The following is a 19,520-nucleotide window of genomic DNA, read 5'->3' on the forward strand; positions in this document are numbered from 1 at the left end:
GGCAACCGGGATGGCAGCCAGTATCGCGTCCACCCGTGCTATGATACGACAGACAGGGGGACAGCGATGACCGCACCGAGCCAAAATCTCAAGACCGACGGCGACCGGCTCTGGGACAGCCTGATGGAGATGGCCAGGATCGGCCCCGGCGTCGCCGGCGGCAACAGCCGCCAGACCCTGACCGACGAGGATGCCGAGGGCCGCGCGCTCTTTCAGTCCTGGTGCGAGGCGGCGGGCATGACCATGGGCCTCGACACCATGGGCAACATGTTCGCCCGGCGCGACGGCACCGACCCCGACGCGCTCCCCGTTTACGTCGGCTCCCACCTCGACACCCAGCCCACGGGCGGCAAGTATGACGGTGTTCTCGGCGTGCTGGGCGGGCTGGAAATCATCCGCACCCTCAACGACCTCGGCATCAAGACCAAGCACCCCATCGTGGTCACCAACTGGACCAACGAGGAAGGCACGCGCTACGCCCCCGCCATGCTTGCATCCGGCGTCTTCGCCGGCGTGCACGATCAGCAATGGGCCTATGACCGCGTCGATGCCGACGGCAAGACATTCGGCGACGAGCTCGACCGCATCGGCTGGAAGGGCGACGAGCCGGTGGGCAACCGCAAGATGCACGCCTTCTTCGAGCTGCATATCGAACAGGGCCCGATATTGGAGGCCGAAGGCAAGGATATCGGCGTCGTCACCCACGGGCAGGGGCTCAACTGGACGCAGGTCACCATCACCGGCAAGGACAGCCACACCGGCTCCACTCCGATGCCGATGCGCAAGAATTCCGGCCTCGGCATGGCCCGCGTGCTTGAAAAGGTCGAGGAGATCGCCCTGTCCCACGCCCCCCATGCCGTCGGGGCCGCCGGGCATATCGACATCTACCCCAACTCGCGCAACGTGATCCCGGGCAAGGCCGTCTTCACGGTCGATTTCCGGTCGCCCGACAAGGCGGTGATCGAGGACATGGTCTCAAGGATGAAAGCCGCCGCAACGGAGATCTGCGACGACATGGGGCTGGAGGTGGCGTTCGAAGTCGCCGGCGGCTTCGACCCGGTGGAGTTCGACGAGGGCTGCGTCACCGCCGTGCGCAACGCGGCAGAGCGTCTTGGCTATTCGCACATGAACATCGTCTCGGGTGCCGGCCACGACGCCTGCTGGATCAACCGCGTCGCCCCCACCGCCATGGTCATGTGCCCCTGCGTCGACGGGTTGTCGCATAACGAGGCCGAGGAGATCTCCAAGGACTGGGCCACCGCAGGCACGGACGTCCTGATGCACGCGGTGGTGGAGACGGCGGAGATTGTGGAGTGATTATTCGCACACGAGATGGAGCAAGGACAGCGTATCCTGTTGCAGGAGCTGGCCGCGACCATCCAACATTCCGCTGTTTCCCTAGAGAGCGAGCACGAGACGGCGAAGGAAGAAGGCGCAATCAAGTCCAAGATGAAGTGCAATTTCGAACAGTTGAAGAAGCAGCTCAGTACTTGATCGCTAATCCGGGTAGCGGAGTTCGGATGAATCCAAACTCGGTAGTTATATACGATAACCTCGTCATCGATATAGACGCGGCTTAGCAACCTCAAAAGAGGGAGATACTAATTGACTACCGAAGTTATCATTAAAGGCACCGTCTGCATCGCGGAGTTCGGATCTCACCTGTTTTACCAAGCCTCGGATGCATTGTTGTAATGCCTCACATTGGTCAAGAACCCATCTACAGGCTCACCAAGGTCGGAAGAACTTATGAGGCGAAGACAATCCATCGTTCGCTCAAATATCGTTCTCCGAACGGGGAACCTGTAGTTCGTTACAACAAAGGATGGCAGCCTTTGCACGACGCCAATAAGCTGGCGAAATTCATTACAGTAAAGATGAAGCGAAAAGGATCGGCCTTTATGTTCGACGGCCAAGCTTATCCTAAAGGATTCAAAGTTAGGCCTTTTGTAAAAGATTGGGAAAGTTCGATCGGGCGATACCAAACCTTTGGAAAGGAAGGAAGCTAGCCAATGACCACCAAAGTCATCAAGAACGGCACCGTCTGCACCGCAGACCGCACGTGGAAGGCCGATGTCCTGATCGAGGACGAAAAGATCAAGCAGATCGGCGAGGACCTCAAGGGCGACGAGACCATCGACGCGGAAGGTGCCTACGTCATCCCCGGCGGCATCGATCCGCACACCCATCTGGAAATGCCCTTCATGGGCACCACAGCGGCCGAAACCTTCGAGACCGGCACCTGGGCCGCGGCCTGTGGCGGCACCACGATGCTGGTGGATTTCTGCCTGCCCGGCGCGGATGGCTCCATCAAGAAAGCAATCGAGGAATGGCACCGCAAATCCGCCCCCCAGATCTGTTCCGATATCGGCTACCACATGGCCGTCACCGGCTGGAACGAGACCATCTTCAACGAGATGAAGGACGCCGTCGACATGGGCGTCAACTCCTTCAAGCATTTCATGGCCTACAAGGGTGCCTTGATGATCGAGGATGACGAGATGTTCGCCTCCTTCAAGCGCTGCCGCGAGCTGGGCGCGCTGCCCATGGTCCATGCCGAGAACGGCGATCTGGTGGCCGACATGCAGCAGGAGATGCTGTCCAAGGGCATCACCGGCCCCGAGGGCCACGCCTATTCCCGCCCGCCCGAGTTCGAGGGCGAGGCCGCCAACCGCGCCATCACCATCGCCGATGCCGCCGGTGTGCCGCTCTATATCGTGCACGTCTCCTGCGAACAGGCGCACGAGGCCATCCGCCGCGCCCGCCAAAAGGGGATGCGCGTCTACGGCGAGCCGCTGGCGCAATTTCTCACGCTCGACGAGGGCGAGTATTTCAACAAGGATTGGGACCATGCCGCCCGCCGCGTCATGTCGCCCCCCTTCCGCAACAAGGAACACCAGGACAGCCTCTGGGCGGGCCTTCAGGCGGGCTCGCTCCAGGTCGTCGCAACCGACCACGCCGCCTTCTCCACCGAGCAAAAGCGCATGGGCGTCGACGATTTCACCAAGATCCCCAACGGCTCCAACGGGCTTGAGGAACGGATGCCCGTGCTCTGGACGCGCGGCGTGGAAACCGGACGCCTGACGCCCAATGAATTCGTCGCGGTCACCTCCACCAACGTCGCCAAGATCCTCAACATCTACCCCAAGAAAGGCGCCATCGTCGAAGGCGCGGATGCAGATATCGTGGTCTGGGACCCCAAGATCACCAAGACGATCTCGGCCTCCAACCACCACTCGATCCTCGACTACAACGTGTTCGAGGGCTTCGAGGTCACCGCCAATTCCCGCTACACCATCTCGCGCGGCGAGGTCATCTGGGCCTGGGGCCAGAACTCCCAGCCCCAGCCGGGCCGCGGCCGTTTCGTCCCCCGCCCCGCCTTCCCCTCGGCACACGAGGCGCTGTCGAAATGGAAAGCGCTGACCGCGCCCAAGATGATCGAGCGCGATCCGCTGAATATTCCGGCGGGTATTTGATGACCCGGCCTCTCTGCTGGCAGGAAAGCGGTAAACGCGACCGCGTCACTCGTTGGATGGGGGGCGGATGGTAAGGTTGTTGTTATCCTTGCATTCATCGCAGCAGTCGCCCTCGCCGCAGCAAAAGCAGCAGGGAAAACAGCCCGCTGAAACTGCTTGGTTGACGTACCCGAAGATCGCCCTCTGGATGTTTTCCTCGACATGCCTGTTGTCAAAGACAATCGTCCCCGGCGCCGGACAGTTCGCCGGAGCCGCCTGTGTCGGCGTCTTGGCGTCGTTGGTGCTGGCGGTTTGCGCCGGCACGGACGAGACTGTGGAGAGCATCAGGCAGACGGCGATCAGAAATTGAAATACATACTTCATGGTAATCCCCTTGTTTGGCGTGAAACGAAGCTGGCAACCCAAATGGAAACAAAAATACCATCAGAAAATATGTTCAATTGTATCAACCTATCCGGGAATTGTCAATTTTCACCACACCCGATGGGCGTATCGCGCATGGTGCGGCAGGAAACGAGCTTTCCGAAACCGCAGGGTCGCTGAAATGCAGCCGGCCCAGCACCCTGTGATCCATGCCAGAAGCCGCGCGCGTACCTTCCCGACCGATGCCAGCAGCCACCAGGTCCTCACGATCGAGCCCCATGCGCCATCACAACCCCGTCGGGCACCCACCCCCATGCGCCTCGCCCTCGCCCTTCTCCTGCTGGCCAACCCGGCGACTGCCCAGCTGGCAGCACCGCTCGGCAACCCCGACGGCTGCGCCCGCATTCTCGGGCAGGAGGCCACCAAGGAAAACGAGGTCGCCATCGTCGCGGGCCACCTCAACCTGCACGGCGCGATCTGCCAGATCACCGCGGTGCAGACCGGCACGCTCATGGCCACCTGCCCCGGCGACGCCGAGGCCCGCAAACAGGTCCTCGGCATCACCCGCAGCGCCGATGGCACCGGCGTCACGCTGACCCTGCCCGACGGCTCGGTCGAAGACCTGGCGCCCTGCGAATGAACCACGCCGCCATCCGCCCGCGCCGCTGCCCGCAATTTCATCATGTGCCTGCATCACAGGCAGATGACGCCGGGGCCCGCCTTGACACCGCTTTGCGGCGTGAGATTGTTCCATTCACCCGGCCCGGAGACACGACACCGTAATGCAAGACGCCCAAGCCACATCGACCCCCAGCTCCGTGATTGCCGCCCGCGACCTGTCGCTGACATTCCAGACCAATGACGGGCCCGTGCATGCGCTCAAGGACGTGACGCTGGACGTCGAGAAGGGCGATTTCGTCTCCTTCATCGGCCCCTCGGGCTGTGGCAAGACGACCTTTCTGCGCTGCATGGCCGATCTAGAACACCCCACCGGCGGCAGCATTTCCGTCAACGGCATGACTCCCGCCGAGGCCCGCCAGCGCCGCGCCTATGGCTATGTCTTCCAGGCCGCCGGCCTCTATCCGTGGCGCACCATCGCCGGCAACATCCGCCTGCCGCTCGAAATCATGGGCTATTCCAAGACCGACCAGCAAAGCCGCATCGCCCGCGTCCTCGAACTGGTCGATCTCGCGGGGTTCGAAAAGAAATTCCCCTGGCAACTGTCCGGCGGGATGCAGCAGCGCGCCTCCATCGCCCGGGCGCTGGCTTTTGATGCCGATATTCTGCTGATGGATGAACCCTTCGGCGCGCTCGATGAGATTGTCCGCGATCACCTCAACGAACAACTGCTGCACCTCTGGGACCGGACGAACAAGACCATCTGCTTTGTCACCCACTCCATCCCCGAGGCGGTGTACCTCTCGACGAAAATCGTCGTCATGTCGCCGCGTCCGGGCCGCATCGCCGACGTGATCGAAAGCACCCTGCCGCGCGAACGCCCCCTCGATATCCGCGACACGCCGGAATTCCTCGAAATTGCCCACCGCGTCCGCGACGGGCTTCGCGCGGGGCAAAGCTATGAGGACTAATTATGGCGCTTAGAGATGACTTAGTTCCGATCGTGCGCGATGGCCTGAAAGCTCTTGGTGGTTCTGCTACTATCAAGGAACTGGCAAAACACATCTACATTCACCACGAGAAGGCGCTCAAAGCATCAGGAGATGACTATTATATTTGGCAGTACGAGATGCGCTGGGCTGCCCAGCAGCTCGTAGACCGAGGGGAACTGACCAAAAAGCCCCGAGGCACTTGGCGGTTGCTTTGATGCGCAACATCGTCCCCGTCCTCACCGTCGTCGCGACTCTCATCGCCCTCTGGTACGCCGGCGCGGTCGCCCTCAACGCGCCCTGGGCCTATGACAAGGCCGCGCGGGCCGAAGTCACGCTGACCTTCCCCGAATTGGTCTCCGACACCTGGTCCCAGGAAAAGCCCAAGCTTCCCGCCCCGCACCAGGTAGCGACCGAGATGTGGAACACCACCGGCGCGATGATCGCCAGCGGGCGGCCCTTTTCCAAGCGCTCGCTGATCTACCACAGCTGGATCACCTTCAGTTCCACCGCGCTCGGCTTCCTGCTGGGCACCGCCCTCGGCACGCTTCTGGCCATCGGCATCGTCTACAACCGCACGATGGACATGAGCGTCATGCCCTGGGTCATCGCGTCCCAGACCATCCCGATCCTCGCCATCGCGCCCATGATCATCGTCGTGCTGAACGCCGTGGGCATCTCCGGCCTGCTGCCCAAGGCGATGATCTCGATGTACCTGTCGTTCTTCCCGGTCGTCGTCGGCATGGTGAAAGGCCTGCGCAGCCCCAGCGCCATGCAACTCGACCAGATGCGCACATGGCATGCCAGCCGCTCCCAGACTTTCTGGAAGCTGCGCCTGCCATCGTCCATGCCATATTTCTTCACCTCTCTGAAGATCGCGATGGCCGCCAGCCTTGTGGGCGCCATCGTCGGCGAACTGCCCACCGGCGCCGTCGCGGGCCTCGGCGCGCGGCTTCTGGCCGGCAGCTATTACGGCCAGACCATCCAGATCTGGAGCGCGCTGATCATGGCCGCCACGCTGGCCGCTGTTCTGGTGGGCCTCATCGGCCTCATCCAGCGCATCACGCTCAAGCGCATGGGGATGGCGACATGAGCTGGCTGATCGCAGGTGCACTCATCTGGGCCGTGGGCTGGTGGATCAACACGCAGCTAGCCCGCCACCCGCAGAACACCGCCGCACAACTGGCCGCCCCCATCGTCTTCGGGGCCACGCTCATCGCCGTCTGGGAATGCCTCGTCTGGGGTTTGGGCATCAAGCTCGCCCTCCTGCCCGCCCCCAGCGTCATCGCCGTGACCTTCGCCAATTCCCTCAACATCCTCTGGGGCGATTTCCTCCAGACCGCCATCAAGGGCGCGCTGACCGGTTACATCCTCGGCTGCGGCGCCGCGTTCCTGACGGCCATCGCCGTCGACCGCTCCGATTTCCTGAAACGCGGGCTGCTTCCGGTGGGCAACTTCGCCGCCGCCCTTCCCATCATCGGCCTCGCCCCCATCCTCGTGATGTGGTTCGGCTTCGACTGGCAGTCCAAGGCCGCCGTCGTCGTCGTCATGGTCATCTTCCCCATGCTGGTGAACACCGTGCAGGGCCTGTCCGAGGCCGACGCCATGCAGCGCGACCTGATGCGCACCTACGCCGCCGGCTACTGGACGACGCTTCTGAAACTCCGCCTGCCCGCCGCCATGCCCTTCATCTTCAACGGGCTCAAGATCGGCACCACGCTCGCGCTCATCGGCGCCATCGTGGCGGAATTCTTCGGCTCGCCGATCCAGGGCATGGGCTTTCGCATCTCCACCTCGGTGGGCCGCCTCGCGATGGATCTGGTCTGGGCCGAGATCGTCGTCGCCGCCCTCGCCGGCTCGGGATTTTACGGCGCGGTCGTCCTGATCGAACGCGCCGTCACCTTCTGGCACCCGTCCCAACGGGGCCGGACATAACCAAAGCAAACCAGAACAGGGAGAAGACAATGAAACATCTCACCACCACCCTCGGCCTCGCCGCCGCCACCCTCTGGGGCGGCATGGCCCAGGCCGCCGACGACGTCACGCTGCAACTCAAATGGGTGACGCAATCGCAATTCGCGGGCTATTACGTCGCGCAGGACCAGGGCTTCTACGAAGAGGAAGACCTGAACGTCACCATCAAGCCCGGCGGGCCCGACATCGCGCCCGCACAGGTCATCGCTGGCGGCGGCGCGGACGTGATTATCGACTGGATGCCCTCGGCCCTTGCCAGCCGCGAGAAAGGCCTGCCGCTGGTCAACATCGCCCAGCCTTTCAAAAGCTCCGGCATGATGCTGACCTGCCGCAAGGACACCGGCATCGAAGGCCCCGAGGATTTCAAGGGCAAGACGCTCGGCGTCTGGTTCTTCGGCAACGAATACCCCTTCCTGTCGTGGATGAGCCAGCTCGAAATCCCGACCGAAGGCGGCGAGGACGGCGTCACCGTCCTCAAACAGGGCTTCAACGTCGATCCCCTGCTGCAGAACCAGGCGGCCTGCGTCTCGACCATGACCTACAATGAATACTGGCAGGTCATCGACGCCGGCCTCACGCCCGACGATCTCGTGGTGTTCAAGTACGAGGACCAGGGCGTCGCCACGCTCGAGGACGGCATGTACGTGCTGGAGGAAAACCTCGAGGACCCCACCTTCGCCGACAAGATGACCCGCTTCGTCCGTGCCTCGATGAAAGGCTGGAAATGGGCCGAGGAAAACCCCGACGAGGCCGCGATGATCGTGCTCGACAACGACGCCACCGGCGCGCAGACGGAAGAGCACCAGAAGCGGATGATGAGCGAAGTCGCCAAGCTGACCGCCGGCTCCAACGGCGCGCTCGACCCGGAAGATTTCCAGCGCACGGTGGACTCGCTCCTGTCGGGCGGCTCCGACCCGGTGATCACCAAGGACCCGGGCGAGGCCGCCTGGACCCACCAGATCACGGACGAAGCCCTGAACTGAGGCCTGTCGCTCCGAAACGACCGCGTTTCGCCCGTCGCCGTCCCACCGGGCAACAGGCGAAACGCCCAGAGGCTTTTCTTGCGGGCAATGGTCGTCGGGGGGCCTGCTGCCAGACCCGACAGCCGCTGTTGCGCGAGGCGCCGCGACCGCTGGCGCCGTAAACAGTAAGTTTCTTGGTTAATGAAAAACATCGCTCACGGTTTCGTGATATACTGTGTGAGTTATCACAGATGAGTCGCACCCATTTCGCTGCGCATTTTTTGATGAATTAGGGCTCTGAACGCCCACTGAATATGTTTTGCGCGTCGTAAGCGCGACACAAGGTGAGGGGAAGCCACGTGTCACAATTTGCCAGCATACTGCCTCGGCCCGCAGACGGGACCGGGTCGAATACCGGGAATCCGGACTGGGGGTCGACGGGCACGCAACTGTTGCGCATCGCTCCGAAGGACCTTGGCCCGAATGGCGAAATGTCCGGCGCGGACAGGCCCGGCGCCCGCGAGGTCTCCAACGCGGTGGCGGCGCAATCCGCCGATACCGAGAACGCGGCAGGCGCTTCGGATTTCCTGTGGGTCTGGGGCCAGTTCATCGACCACGACATCTCGCTGACCGAGGCCGGCTCGACCAAGTACGAGCCAATCGACGTCCCCGCGGGCGACCCCTATTTCGACCCGTACCACACCGGTTCCGCCCAGATCCCGTTCTTCCGTGTCGATCAGCATGACGGCGTCTACGCGAACGAGATCACCAGTTTCATCGACGCCTCCATGATCTATGGCTCCGACGCCGCCACGCTGGCCGCGCTGCGCGTGGACGGGGGCAAGCTGCTGCTGGACGAGAACCAGCGGCTCGTGCTGGACGGTGACTCGCTGATGACCGGCGACGTGCGTGCCGCGGAAAACGTGATGCTGTCCTCGATGCACACGATTTTCACCCGTGAGCATAACCGCATCGTCGATGAACTGGCCGCAGCCGACCCGACGCTGACCGATGACGAACTCTTCAACACGGCCCGCGCCCAGGTCGAGGCCCTCGTTCAGACCGTCACCTTCAACGAATTCCTGCCGATCCTCGTCGGCCCGGACGCCATTGCCGCCTATGACGGCTACGACCCGACGGTGAACCCCGGCATCTCGGTCGAGTTTTCCACCGCCGTGTTCCGGCTCGGACACACGCTCCTGTCCTCGAACCTTCAAAGCGTGGCCGAGGACGGCACGGTCGGCCCGTCGCTGGCCCTGCGCGACGCCTTCTTCCAGCCGGCACTGCTCGATCAGCCTGACCTGATCGAGAACGTGTTGCGCGGCGCGGCCACCCAGGCGGCCCAGGCGCTCGACACCGAAGTGGTCGAAGACGTGCGCTCCTTCCTGTTCGGCCCGCCGGGCGCGGGCGGGTTCGATCTCGCCGCGCTCAACATCCAGCGCGGCCGCGACCTCGGCATCGCCAGCTACAACGACCTGCGCGAGGCGCTGGGCCTTGCACGGGCCACGACCTTTCAGGAAATCACGTCCGACACCACGCTGGCGGCCAAGCTTGCCGCGGTCTACGGCTCCGTCGACCTGGTCGATGCCTGGATCGGCGGCCTGGCCGAGGATCCTCTCGAAACCGGGCTCCTGGGCGAAACCTTCCACATCATGGTGGTCGACCAGTTCTCGCGCCTGCGCGACGGCGATCCGTTCTGGAGCGAGGCCCGCGACGGGCTCACCGACGCGGCGCGCGCGGCGCTCTGGGACACGACCCTCAGCGACATCATCCTGCGCAACACCGATGTGGGGGCGCTGCAACACGACGTTTTCGCCGCCATGGAGCGCAGCATCGGCACGGCGGACGCGGACGTGCTGAAAGGCAGCGCCCGCGCCGACTTCATGTTCGGCGGGGACGGCAACGACATTCTCCGGGGGCGCGACAACCGCGACGACCTGCAGGGCGGCGCGGGCGCCGACCGGATCTTTGGCGGCGACGGCGAAGACACCCTGACGGGCGGCGACGGCAATGACCGGCTCTTTGGCGGCGAGGACGACGATATCCTGACCGGCGGCAATGGCAACGACCGTCTTTCCGGCGGCAATGGTCAGGATACCCTGACCGGCGGCAACGGCAATGACCGCCTCTCGGGCGGCAACGGCCACGATACCCTGATCGGCGGCGACGGAAACGACCGCCTCTCCGGCGGCAACGGCCACGATACCCTGATCGGCGGCGACGGAAACGACCGCCTCTCCGGCGGCAACGGCCACGATACCCTGATCGGCGGCGACGGAAACGACCGCCTCTCCGGCGGCAACGGCCACGATACCCTGATCGGCGGCAACGGCAATGACCGCCTCTCTGGCGGCAACGGCCACGATACCCTGATCGGCGGCGACGGAAACGACCGCCTCTCTGGCGGCAACGGCCACGATACCCTGACCGGCGGCGATGGAAACGACCGCCTGTCTGGCGGCGAAGGCCGGGACTCGCTGACCGGCGGCGCGGGACACGACCGGCTCTTTGGCAGCAACGGCCACGATACCCTCACCGGCGGCGACGGCAACGACTTGCTGATGGGCGGCGCAGGCAACGATGTCGTGACCGGCGGGGCCGGCAGCGATCGCTTCGTGTTCCGGACCGCGGAGGCGGGCCACGCTACGATCACGGATTTCGAAATCGGCATCGACATTCTCAGGATCCACGAGGACTCACCCGGGACCCTCACCTCTCAGATCATCGAGGACGACCTCGTGTATCACGCAGGCGACGACTGGAGCCTGACACTGGAGGATTATTTTCTCTGACATCCCGGGTAGGGTGGGTTTCCAACCCACCATCGCCTCACCCCAGGAACACCTTGTCGCTCGGGTAGCGTACCCGCGGCCGGCTCTTCACCGCCAGGAAGAACCCCAGCGTCAGCGGCCCCACCCGGCCCAGGAACATCACCGCGATGATCACGGCCCGCCCTAGCCAGTTCAATTCGCCGGTCGCCCCGTGCGACAGCCCCACCGTGCCAAAGGCCGAGGCCACCTCGAACGCCAGGTCCCGGAACGCGATGTTCTGCGTCGCCGTCAGCACGAACAGGCTCGCGAACATCAACAGCCCGCTGATCGTCGCCAGCGCCATCACCTTCAGCACCTGGTCCAGCGGCAGGCTCCGCCCGAAGACATGCAGCGCCGGCCGCCTCTGGAAGAACGCGACCGTCGCCAGCAGCATCACGATCAGCGACGTCACCTTGATCCCGCCCGCGGTCGAGGTCGACCCGCCCCCCACGATCATCAGCATGATCGTCAGCAGCGAGGTGGAATCCTTCATCGCCGCGGTGTCGATCGTGTTGAACCCCGCCGTGCGCGGCGTCACGCCCTGGAACCAGCTGGCCCACAGCTTGTCGCCCGTGCTCTCCAGCCCGGCCAGCGTGCGGGGGTTGTTCCATTCCAGCAGCGCGAAACAGACCACCCCGATCACGATCAGCCACAGCGTCCCCGCGATCATCAGCTTGGAATGCAGCGACAGCTTGCGCCACTTGCGATGCTGATAGACGTCGCCCACCACGATGAACCCCAGCCCGCCGAGGATGAACATTGTGGTGACCGTCAGGTTGACCACCGGGTTGCCCACCCACTTCGACAGGCTGTCCGGCTCCAGTGCGAAACCCGCGTTGTTGAAGGCCGAGATGCTGTGAAACACCGCGTACCACAGCCCTTGCCCCCAGCCGAGCTCCGGCACGAAGACCAGGGCCAGCAGCACCGCGCCCACCGCCTCGCAGCCCAGCGCCACGTAAAGGATGATCCGCACCAGCCGACCGAGGTTACTGATCGTCGCCTGGTTCAGGTCCTCGCGCAGCATCACCTTGTGCGGCATCCCGATGGGAATGCCGAACGCGGTCAGGATCAGCACCGCGAACACCATCAGGCCCAGCCCCCCGAATTGCATCAGGCAGGCGATGATGATCTGCCCGAACAGGGTGAAATCCGACCCGGTATCGACCACCACCAGGCCCGTCACCGTCACCGCCGAGGTCGCGGTAAAGATCGCCTCGCCCAGGCCCACCTTGTCGTGATGCGACACCGGCAGCCATAACAGCAGCGCGCCCAGCGCCACGGTCAGGAAATACATCACCGCCAGAACCGCCGGCGGCGACAGGCTCAGACGTGTCGAGCCCAGCTTGATCGACGATCGTCGCGCCACGCTCAGAGACTCGCGGAAAAGTCGCGCAGGTTGTTGCGTTCACCCAGCATCAACAGCAGGTCACCGGCCTTCAGCGTGCAATCGTCCCCGTCCTGCCCGAGGAACTTGGTCCCCCGCATCACGCCCAGGCAGCGCAAGTCGAACTTGTCCACGTGGTTCAGCTTCGACAGCGTGGTATCCTCCAGCTTTTCCGGCACCTTCAGGTTCACCACGAAGAAACCGTTGCCCAGGCCGACATAGTCGCGCACCAGCGGATTGTGCATGACCTGCGCGATGCGCTGGCCGATCTCGACCTCGGGGTGAATCACCCGGTCCACGCCGATCCGCGACAGGATTCGGTGATGGGTCCGGCTGGTGGCCTTGGCCCAGACCGCGCCCGCGCCCACCTGCCGCAGGTTCACCGCCGCGAGGATGCTCGATTCCAGGTTGTCGCCCACCGCCACCAGCGCCATGTCGACCTCGCCGATGCCCGCTTCCTTCAGGGCTTCGTCGTCGCGTGCGTCCAGGATAATGGCCTCGCCCAGCTTGTCCGCGTGGCGGCTGACGCGGGTTTCGTCGATGTCCACGCCGATCACGTGGTTGCCGAACCGTTCCAGCTCGGTCGCCACCGTGCTGCCGAAATTCCCAAGGCCGATCACGGCGAAACTGCGATTTGACATGAGGTCCCCCTCCTCTTCGCACGCAAACGCGCGGGGTCATGCGCCAGTTCCACGGACGTCGTGGAACCCGGCCCGCCGCCTGCCGTCCCGACCGACATAATCCCGCCACAATTGCCGGTTTAGCGGTCAGGGCACAACCCACCACAACATGTGCCCCGATTCCTCGAAGGATGACCTCAAAATCTTTGAAAATAAACACTTTATCGAAATGCCCCCCTGTGCTACCTTTTTTCCCATAATGAATAGCCAGCCGGAAAACCGGCGGTGAACGAGGCAGAGAAAGAGCAGTTCCATGAGAACGCGAAGCAGGCAGCCCATCCGCTGGGGTCTGGTGGCTATGGCCACTATCTGGATGATGGTTATCGTACCGCTGAGCGCGGTCGCGGCCCCTTACGCAGCACTGGTGATGGACGCACGATCCGGCGAGGTGCTTCACGCGCGCAACGCCGACACCCGCCTTCACCCGGCATCCCTGACCAAGATGATGACCCTCTACGTGGTCTTCGAGGCGGTCGAGAACGGCGAAATCACGCTCGACACGCCCGTGCGCATCTCCAAACACGCGGCGTCCGAGCCGCCGTCGAAACTCGGCCTGCGGTCGGGTTCGACGATCAAGCTGCGCTATCTCATCCGCGCCGCGGCGGTCAAATCGGCCAACGACGCCGCCACGGCGCTCGGCGAGGCGATCGAAGGCTCCGAAGCCGCTTTCGCCCGGCGCATGAACCGCACCGCCAAGGCGCTCGGCATGACCCGCACCACCTTCAAGAACGCCCACGGCCTGACCGAAGAGGGCCACCTCTCGACCGCCCGCGACATGAGCCTGCTGGGCCGGCACCTGTTCTATGACTACCCCGAGTACTACAACCTCTTCTCGCGGGTCACCGCCGATGCGGGCATCAAGAAGGTCTATCACACCAACCGCCGCCTGCTGAACGATTACCGCGGCGCCGACGGCATCAAGACCGGCTACACCCGCGCCGCCGGCTTCAACCTGACCGCCAGCGCCGAGCGCGGCGGCGAGCGCATCATCGCCACCGTCTTCGGCGGCCGCTCCACCGCCTCGCGCAACGCCAAGGTGGCCGAGCTCCTGGATCTGGGCTTTCGCGAGGCCCCCACCCGCGTCGCCGTGAACCGCCCGTCCAAGCCCGTCTACATGGGCAAGATCGGCCCTGGCCCGGCCGACGACGGCCATTCCGTGCCCGGCGGCGTCGGCAAGACCGTGCGCCTGGCCTCCGCCGCCGCGGTCAAGAAATCCCTGCGTCCGCAGCGCCGCCCCGGCGAGGCGATCGTGGCCGAGGCCACTCCGAACGTGGGCAACAAGGAAGACATCGAAAAGGCCCTTCTGGCCGCCGCCGAGACCATCACCGAAGAGGCCACGCCGCCCGCCGCCCAGGGCAGCGCCCTGCCCACGGCGACCCCCAAGGCCCGCCCCGAGGACCTGGTCCTGGCGAGCGTCGATCCGTCTGCGGACACCACGGCAAAGGCGCAGGAGCCCGCCGGCGACCCGGTGCAAAAGGTGGTCACCCGCATTTCCACCTCGGGCGGCCGCCACTGGGGCATCAACGTGGGCCGCTATCCCAGCCAGTACAAGGCCCAGAAGGTCCTGCTGAAAACCGCCCTGAACGAGATGGAGACCCTCGACGGCTCGCTGCGCAAGGTGGTCAAACGCTCCACCGGGTTCGACGCCAATTTCATGGGAATGACCCGCGAAAGCGCGGACCTCGCCTGCCGCCGGCTTCAGGCCAAGCAGATCACCTGCTTCATGATCGATCCCGGCGCGTAACGCGGGCCGCCACGATCCGGCAAAAACAAACGCCTGCGCCCCCATTGCGCAGGCGTTTTCCATTCCGGGCCCCGCCCCCGGTTTTTTCTTGCTGAAAATACTCGAAATCCGACGGCCGCCACCCGGCCACCCGGCCCGCTACCTCTTCGGCTTGTCGTCGTAAGTGTCCCGCAGGATGCGCTCGGCATTCCCCTCCGGGTCGTCATACTGGTTGCTGCGCACCGTCCAGACGAAGAACGCCAGCCCCAGCCCGCCCAGGATCAGCGAGATCGGGATCAGATAGGCCAGGATCGTCATGCGCGCCTCCCCGACAGCCGCAGCGCGTTCAGCGACACGGTAATCGAACTCGCCGACATCGCCAAGGCCGCGATCAGCGGCGTCGCCAGACCGGCCATCGCCAGCGGCACGGCAATGATGTTGTAGAGCGTCGCCAGCCGGAAATTCTCGGTGATCCGCCGCCGCGCCTTGCCCGCCACCACCAGCGCCTCGGCCAGCGGGGCCAGGTCCGTGCCCAGCAGAACCACGTCACTCGCCACCCGGGCCGCATCCAGCGCCGAGGCTGGCGAGATCGACACATGCGCCGCCGCCAGCGCCGCCGTGTCGTTCAGCCCGTCGCCCACCATCAGGACACGCGCGCCCTGATCGGACAGCTCCGCCACGATCCGCGCCTTGTCCTCGGGCAGCACACCCGCGTGCCACGCCGCGATCCCCAGCCGGTCCGCCAGCGCCCTCACCGCCGGTTCGGTGTCGCCCGACACCAGCCAGACCGCCTTGCCCGCGCGCAACAGCGCCGCCACGGCCTCCTCCGCGCCGGGCCGCAACGCGTCCTCGAAGGTCAGCGTCACGGGCGCCGCCTCTCCGATCTTCAGGTAGGTCGCCGTCCGGTCGCAGGGCTCCGCCCCGACCCAGGCCGCGCGGCCCAGCCGCACCTCCAGGTCGCCCACGCGCCCCGACACGCCATAGCCCGGCACCTCGGCAATCCCTGTCACGTCCGCCGCCTTCGCCTCCGCCTCGCCCAATGCCTTCGCAATCGCCCGCGCCAGCGGATGCGCCGAGCCCCGCGCCAGCGCCAGCGCAACGCCCCGCGCGGCATCGTCCAGACCCTGCGCATTGGTCAGCACCGGCACCCCCGCGGTCAATGTCCCGGTCTTGTCGAACACCACCGTGTCGACCTCCGCCAGCCGCTCCAGCGCGGTCTCGTGCTTGATCAGCATCCCCTTGCGGAACAGCCGCCCCGACGCCGCCGTGGTCACCGCCGGCACCGCCAGCCCCAACGCACAGGGGCAGGTGATGATCAACACCGCCGCCGCGATATTGAGCGCGGTGCGCATGTCGAACGTGTAAAGAAACCAGCCCGCAAAGGCTAAGGCCGACAGGATATGCACGCCTGGGGCATATAGCTTCGCCGCCCGGTCGGCCAACGAGGTATAGCGCGACCGCCCCGATTCCGCGATCGCCACCAGATCCGCCATCCGGTGCAAGGACGTCTCGGCCCCCACCGCGCTGGCGCGGATGCGCAGCGGCCCGGTCAGGTTCACTTCGCCCGCCGACACCGCCTGCCCCGGCCCGGCGAAAACCGGCACCGTCTCGCCCGTCAACAGCGAGCGGTCCAGTTCCGAAGTCCCGTCGATAATCTCGCCGTCCACCGGCACGCGCCCGCCCGCGCGCACCACCAGCACGTCGCCCACCGCCAGTTCCGCGATGGGCCGCTCGACCTCCCCACCGTCCTCGATCCGCCACGCGCGCGGCACTTCCAGCGCCGTCAGTTCCTCGGCCGCCGACCGCGCCACGGCCCGTGTCCGGTGATCCAGGTAGCGCCCCGCCAACAGGAAGAACACCAGCGCAATCGCCGCGTCGAAATAGGCGTGATGCCCCGACAGGGCCGTTTCCCACAGCGACGTCACCACCGCCAGCCCCACCGCCAGCGTGATCGGCACGTCCATGTTCAGCCGCCCCTGCCGCAGCGCCGCCCAGGCGTTGCGATAGAACGGCACGCCGCAGAACGCCACTGCGGGCAGGGCAATCGCCGCCGAAATCCAGTGAAACATGTCCCGCGTCGCATCATCCGCCCCGGACCAGACCGCCACCGACAGCAGCATCACGTTCATCGCGGCAAAGCCCGCCACCGCCAGCCGCATCAACAGCTCGCGCCCGGCCCGGTCCGTCGCCGTGGCGTTCAGCGTGCCGGGGTCCAGCTCATGCGCCTCGTATCCCAGCCCCTCGACCAGCCCCACCATCTCGGCGGGCGTCACGTCTGCGTCCGCGTCGATGCTCGCCCGCTTCAGCGTCAGGTTCACCCGCGCCGAGCGCACACCGGGATGCGCGGTCAGCCCGTCCTCGATCTTGGAAATACACGCGGCGCAATGGATCGTCGGCAGCGACAGCGCGATCTGCCCCGCCTCCGGCGCGACCTCCACGTCGTCCACACCGGGGGCCGCCGCACAGGCCGGGCAGCCCATCGCCGCCTGATGCCGCATCGCCACGGTCACGCGCCGTCCTCCTTGATCAGCACCACGCGCTGCTGGAACACCGTGCCGTCCTCGGCCCGGGCCTCCATGCGGATGTTCCAGTTGCCCGCGCCCAGCGGCACGGTGGCGAAATACGCCTCGCCGTCGAACCGGAACGCGGGCGTCACGTCATCCTTCACATGGGTCGCCCGCCCCACCGTGGCGTCGAGCGCCGCCACTTCCACCGGCTGGCCGTCCGCATCGGTGATCTTCAACTCCAGCAAACCCGCCTTGTGCGTCGCCGCCACGCTCCAGCCCAGCGCCTCCTGCGCGTCGCGCCGGTCGTCAAAGCTCTGGCTGGCGACATAGGAGTTCTTCGTCTCCAGCCCCGGAAAGGTCTTCACCGCCGAGAACGCCAGCACCAGGTTCACCGCGATGATGATCGAAAACGCCCCGGCGAACCCGGCGAAGACGTGCCATCCCTTGATCGTGAAATCAGTCTTCATTCGCCCCTCCCGTTGAACACCGTGTCCTTGTGGGCCCGGTCCCCGTTCGAGATGTCCTCGACCCACAGACGTACATCCGTGGCGTCACTCCGTGCGGCCTCCGACCCCTGCGGCGCGATCAGGTAGACGCGCTGCAAATAGGTCTCGTTCGCCGGCACATCTACCGTTTCATAGGGGGTGCCTTCAAGCTGCACGCGCACCGACGGGTCCCCCTTGACCGAAATCCGCATCGGGCGCGCCTCGCCATGCTTGTTGCGCAGCCGCACCTCGTAGGTGTTGCGGATCGACCCGTCCGACAGGGTGACGAAGGTCGGGTTGCGCACCGGCGCCACCGTCAGGTCGATATCCGCCCGGATGAACAGCGCAAAGAGCAGCCCCGCGCCCACCAGCGACCACAATGATGTATACATGATCGTCCGGGGCCGCAGGATATGCTTCATGATCGGCTTCGGCGGCTTGCCCTCGCGCTCGCGCACCTCGTCGGTCAGCGCCATGTAGTCGATCAGGCCGCGCGGCTTGCCGATCTTGGCCATGATGTCGTCGCAGGCGTCGATGCACAGGCCACAGGTGATGCACTCCATCTGCTGCCCGTCGCGGATGTCGATCCCCATCGGGCAGACATTCACGCAGGCCATGCAGTCGATGCAGTCGCCAGGCCCCTTCGCCGCCGCCGTGGCATCGGGCACCATGTCGCTCTCGCCATTGGGCACCGGCGTCCGGGCGTAACTGCCCCCGGCGGTTGCCCCGGCGGCGTGCGATGCCGCCTCGGCCTTGACCGCGTCCTCGGTCTGCCGCCGCCGCACGTTGCCCTTGCCGCGCGGCTCGCCCCGCCAGTAGCGATAGCCGATGGTCAGCGTATCCTCGTCCATCATCGCCGCCTGGATGCGCGGCCACGGGCAGGCATAGATGCAGATCTGCTCCCGCGCGAACCCGCCGAAAAAGAACGTCGTGCCGGTCAGGATCGCAATGGTCGTATAGGCGATGGGATGCGCGTCCAGCGTGAAAAGATCACGCAACAGCGTCGGCGCATCGGTGAAATAGAACACCCAGGCACCCCCCGTGGCCACCGCGATCAGCAGCCACAGCGCCCACTTGGTCAGCCGCAGGCGCAGCTTGCGGGCATCCATCTTCTTCTGACGGTGCAGCCGCAGCCGCGCGTTGCGGTCCCCCTCGACCCAGCGTTCCACCAGGATGAACAGGTCCGTCCACACCGTCTGCGGGCAGGCATAGCCGCACCAGACCCGGCCCAGCGCCGAGGTGAACAGGAACAGGCCCAGGCCCGCCATCACCAAGAGCCCTGCCACGAAATAGAATTCATGCGGCCAGATCTCGATCCAGAAGAAGAAGAATCGCCGGTTCGCCATGTCCACCAGCACTGCCTGGTCGGGCAGCGACGGCCCCCGGTCCCAGCGGATCCACGGCGTGACGTAATAGATCCCCAGCGTAAAGATCATCAGGATCCATTTGAAGTTGCGGAACCAGCCGCTGACGCGCTTGGGAAAGACGGGCTCCCGCGCGGCATAAAGGCTGGGCGGGGTTTCGGGGGACTCAGATGTAGAGGACACGG

At 65.1% G+C, this 19,520-nt stretch carries 18 protein-coding genes; 11 read left to right on the plus strand and 7 right to left on the minus strand.

Annotated features, from left to right (window positions below):
- The first annotated feature begins 66 nt into the window (after positions 1–66).
- The 3 genes from FIU89_RS17905 (at position 67) to hydA (ending at position 3,476) form a co-directional block, all read left to right on the plus strand.
- Positions 67–1,317: a Zn-dependent hydrolase gene (locus FIU89_RS17905; RefSeq protein ID WP_152493849.1), complete on the plus strand. Its 1,251-nt coding sequence runs from the start codon at positions 67–69 to the stop codon at positions 1,315–1,317.
- A gap of 39 nt (positions 1,318–1,356) precedes the next feature.
- Positions 1,357–1,494 carry a hypothetical protein gene (locus FIU89_RS22360; protein ID WP_172978159.1) on the plus strand — a complete coding sequence of 46 codons (138 nt, stop codon included), beginning with the start codon at positions 1,357–1,359 and terminating at the stop codon, positions 1,492–1,494.
- 518 nt (positions 1,495–2,012) lie between these two features.
- Positions 2,013–3,476, plus strand: coding sequence for a dihydropyrimidinase (gene hydA, locus FIU89_RS17910; RefSeq protein WP_152493850.1), 1,464 nt, complete (start codon positions 2,013–2,015; stop codon positions 3,474–3,476).
- Positions 3,477–3,521: 45 nt separating this feature from the next.
- Here hydA and FIU89_RS17915 read toward each other — a convergent pair whose 3' ends face one another.
- Positions 3,522–3,839, minus strand: coding sequence for a hypothetical protein (locus FIU89_RS17915; RefSeq protein ID WP_152493851.1), 318 nt, complete (start codon positions 3,837–3,839; stop codon positions 3,522–3,524).
- 313 nt (positions 3,840–4,152) lie between these two features.
- Between FIU89_RS17915 and FIU89_RS17920 the strand changes: the two genes are divergently transcribed.
- The 7 genes from FIU89_RS17920 to FIU89_RS17950 all read left to right on the plus strand — a co-directional run bounded on the left by FIU89_RS17920 (position 4,153) and on the right by FIU89_RS17950 (position 11,174).
- On the plus strand, positions 4,153–4,479 hold the full coding sequence (locus FIU89_RS17920; protein ID WP_152493852.1) for a hypothetical protein: 327 nt from the start codon (positions 4,153–4,155) through the stop codon (positions 4,477–4,479).
- A 142-nt stretch (positions 4,480–4,621) separates the two neighbouring features.
- Positions 4,622–5,428 carry an ABC transporter ATP-binding protein gene (locus tag FIU89_RS17925; protein WP_152493853.1) on the plus strand — a complete coding sequence of 269 codons (807 nt, stop codon included), beginning with the start codon at positions 4,622–4,624 and terminating at the stop codon, positions 5,426–5,428.
- Between the two features lie 2 nt (positions 5,429–5,430).
- A complete protein-coding gene (locus FIU89_RS17930; RefSeq protein ID WP_152493854.1) occupies positions 5,431–5,664 on the plus strand; it encodes a hypothetical protein in 234 nt (77 codons plus the stop codon).
- Positions 5,661–6,539 carry an ABC transporter permease gene (locus FIU89_RS17935; RefSeq protein WP_152494582.1) on the plus strand — a complete coding sequence of 293 codons (879 nt, stop codon included), beginning with the start codon at positions 5,661–5,663 and terminating at the stop codon, positions 6,537–6,539. The genes FIU89_RS17930 and FIU89_RS17935 overlap by 4 nt, the downstream gene beginning before the upstream one ends.
- Positions 6,536–7,381, plus strand: coding sequence for an ABC transporter permease (locus tag FIU89_RS17940; protein WP_152493855.1), 846 nt, complete (start codon positions 6,536–6,538; stop codon positions 7,379–7,381). Before FIU89_RS17935 ends, FIU89_RS17940 begins: the two co-directional genes overlap by 4 nt.
- A 29-nt stretch (positions 7,382–7,410) precedes the next feature.
- Positions 7,411–8,403: an ABC transporter substrate-binding protein gene (locus FIU89_RS17945; RefSeq protein ID WP_368373269.1), complete on the plus strand. Its 993-nt coding sequence runs from the start codon at positions 7,411–7,413 to the stop codon at positions 8,401–8,403.
- Between the two features lie 338 nt (positions 8,404–8,741).
- Positions 8,742–11,174, plus strand: a complete 2,433-nt coding sequence (locus FIU89_RS17950; RefSeq protein WP_152493856.1) for a peroxidase family protein — start codon at positions 8,742–8,744, stop codon at positions 11,172–11,174.
- 37 nt (positions 11,175–11,211) lie between these two features.
- Here the strand turns inward: FIU89_RS17950 and FIU89_RS17955 are convergent, their stop codons facing one another.
- Entirely contained in the window at positions 11,212–12,486 is a 1,275-nt protein-coding gene (locus tag FIU89_RS17955) for a TrkH family potassium uptake protein (protein WP_152494584.1), read from the minus strand.
- A 74-nt stretch (positions 12,487–12,560) separates the two neighbouring features.
- The gene (locus tag FIU89_RS17960) at positions 12,561–13,217 is read right to left on the minus strand and encodes a TrkA family potassium uptake protein (RefSeq protein WP_152493857.1); all 657 of its coding nucleotides are present in this window, start codon (positions 13,215–13,217) and stop codon (positions 12,561–12,563) included.
- 292 nt (positions 13,218–13,509) lie between these two features.
- Between FIU89_RS17960 and FIU89_RS17965 the strand changes: the two genes are divergently transcribed.
- Positions 13,510–15,000, plus strand: a complete 1,491-nt coding sequence (locus FIU89_RS17965; protein WP_152493858.1) for a D-alanyl-D-alanine carboxypeptidase family protein — start codon at positions 13,510–13,512, stop codon at positions 14,998–15,000.
- A 138-nt stretch (positions 15,001–15,138) separates the two neighbouring features.
- On the opposite strand, the gene ccoS is transcribed toward FIU89_RS17965, so the two are convergent.
- The 4 genes from ccoS to FIU89_RS17985 are packed head-to-tail and all read right to left on the minus strand — an operon-like array spanning position 15,139 to position 19,518.
- Positions 15,139–15,297, minus strand: coding sequence for a cbb3-type cytochrome oxidase assembly protein CcoS (gene ccoS / locus FIU89_RS17970; RefSeq protein ID WP_152493859.1), 159 nt, complete (start codon positions 15,295–15,297; stop codon positions 15,139–15,141).
- Positions 15,294–17,489, minus strand: coding sequence for a heavy metal translocating P-type ATPase (locus FIU89_RS17975; RefSeq protein ID WP_254701729.1), 2,196 nt, complete (start codon positions 17,487–17,489; stop codon positions 15,294–15,296). The genes ccoS and FIU89_RS17975 overlap by 4 nt, the downstream gene beginning before the upstream one ends.
- Entirely contained in the window at positions 17,486–17,953 is a 468-nt protein-coding gene (locus FIU89_RS17980; protein ID WP_152493860.1) for a FixH family protein, read from the minus strand. The genes FIU89_RS17975 and FIU89_RS17980 overlap by 4 nt, the downstream gene beginning before the upstream one ends.
- Entirely contained in the window at positions 17,950–19,518 is a 1,569-nt protein-coding gene (locus tag FIU89_RS17985; protein WP_152493861.1) for a cytochrome c oxidase accessory protein CcoG, read from the minus strand. The genes FIU89_RS17980 and FIU89_RS17985 overlap by 4 nt, the downstream gene beginning before the upstream one ends.
- Between the last annotated feature and the right edge of the window lie 2 nt (positions 19,519–19,520).

It is taken from the genome of Roseovarius sp. THAF27 (genome assembly GCF_009363655.1).
Classification (GTDB): domain Bacteria; phylum Pseudomonadota; class Alphaproteobacteria; order Rhodobacterales; family Rhodobacteraceae; genus Roseovarius.

Bases quoted from the DNA above. Each gene is read 5' to 3' on its own strand.
- FIU89_RS17905 (WP_152493849.1), top strand. From the start codon at position 67: ATGACCGCACCGAGCCAAAATCTCAAGACCGACGGCGACCGGCTCTGG.
- hydA (WP_152493850.1), top strand. From the start codon at position 2,013: ATGACCACCAAAGTCATCAAGAACGGCACCGTCTGCACCGCAGACCGC.
- FIU89_RS17915 (WP_152493851.1), bottom strand. From the start codon at position 3,839: ATGAAGTATGTATTTCAATTTCTGATCGCCGTCTGCCTGATGCTCTCC.
- FIU89_RS17920 (WP_152493852.1), top strand. From the start codon at position 4,153: ATGCGCCTCGCCCTCGCCCTTCTCCTGCTGGCCAACCCGGCGACTGCC.
- FIU89_RS17925 (WP_152493853.1), top strand. From the start codon at position 4,622: ATGCAAGACGCCCAAGCCACATCGACCCCCAGCTCCGTGATTGCCGCC.
- FIU89_RS17930 (WP_152493854.1), top strand. From the start codon at position 5,431: ATGGCGCTTAGAGATGACTTAGTTCCGATCGTGCGCGATGGCCTGAAA.
- FIU89_RS17940 (WP_152493855.1), top strand. From the start codon at position 6,536: ATGAGCTGGCTGATCGCAGGTGCACTCATCTGGGCCGTGGGCTGGTGG.
- FIU89_RS17945 (WP_368373269.1), top strand. From the start codon at position 7,411: ATGAAACATCTCACCACCACCCTCGGCCTCGCCGCCGCCACCCTCTGG.
- FIU89_RS17955 (WP_152494584.1), bottom strand. From the start codon at position 12,486: ATGTATTTCCTGACCGTGGCGCTGGGCGCGCTGCTGTTATGGCTGCCG.
- FIU89_RS17960 (WP_152493857.1), bottom strand. From the start codon at position 13,217: ATGTCAAATCGCAGTTTCGCCGTGATCGGCCTTGGGAATTTCGGCAGC.
- FIU89_RS17965 (WP_152493858.1), top strand. From the start codon at position 13,510: ATGAGAACGCGAAGCAGGCAGCCCATCCGCTGGGGTCTGGTGGCTATG.
- ccoS (WP_152493859.1), bottom strand. From the start codon at position 15,297: ATGACGATCCTGGCCTATCTGATCCCGATCTCGCTGATCCTGGGCGGG.
- FIU89_RS17980 (WP_152493860.1), bottom strand. From the start codon at position 17,953: ATGAAGACTGATTTCACGATCAAGGGATGGCACGTCTTCGCCGGGTTC.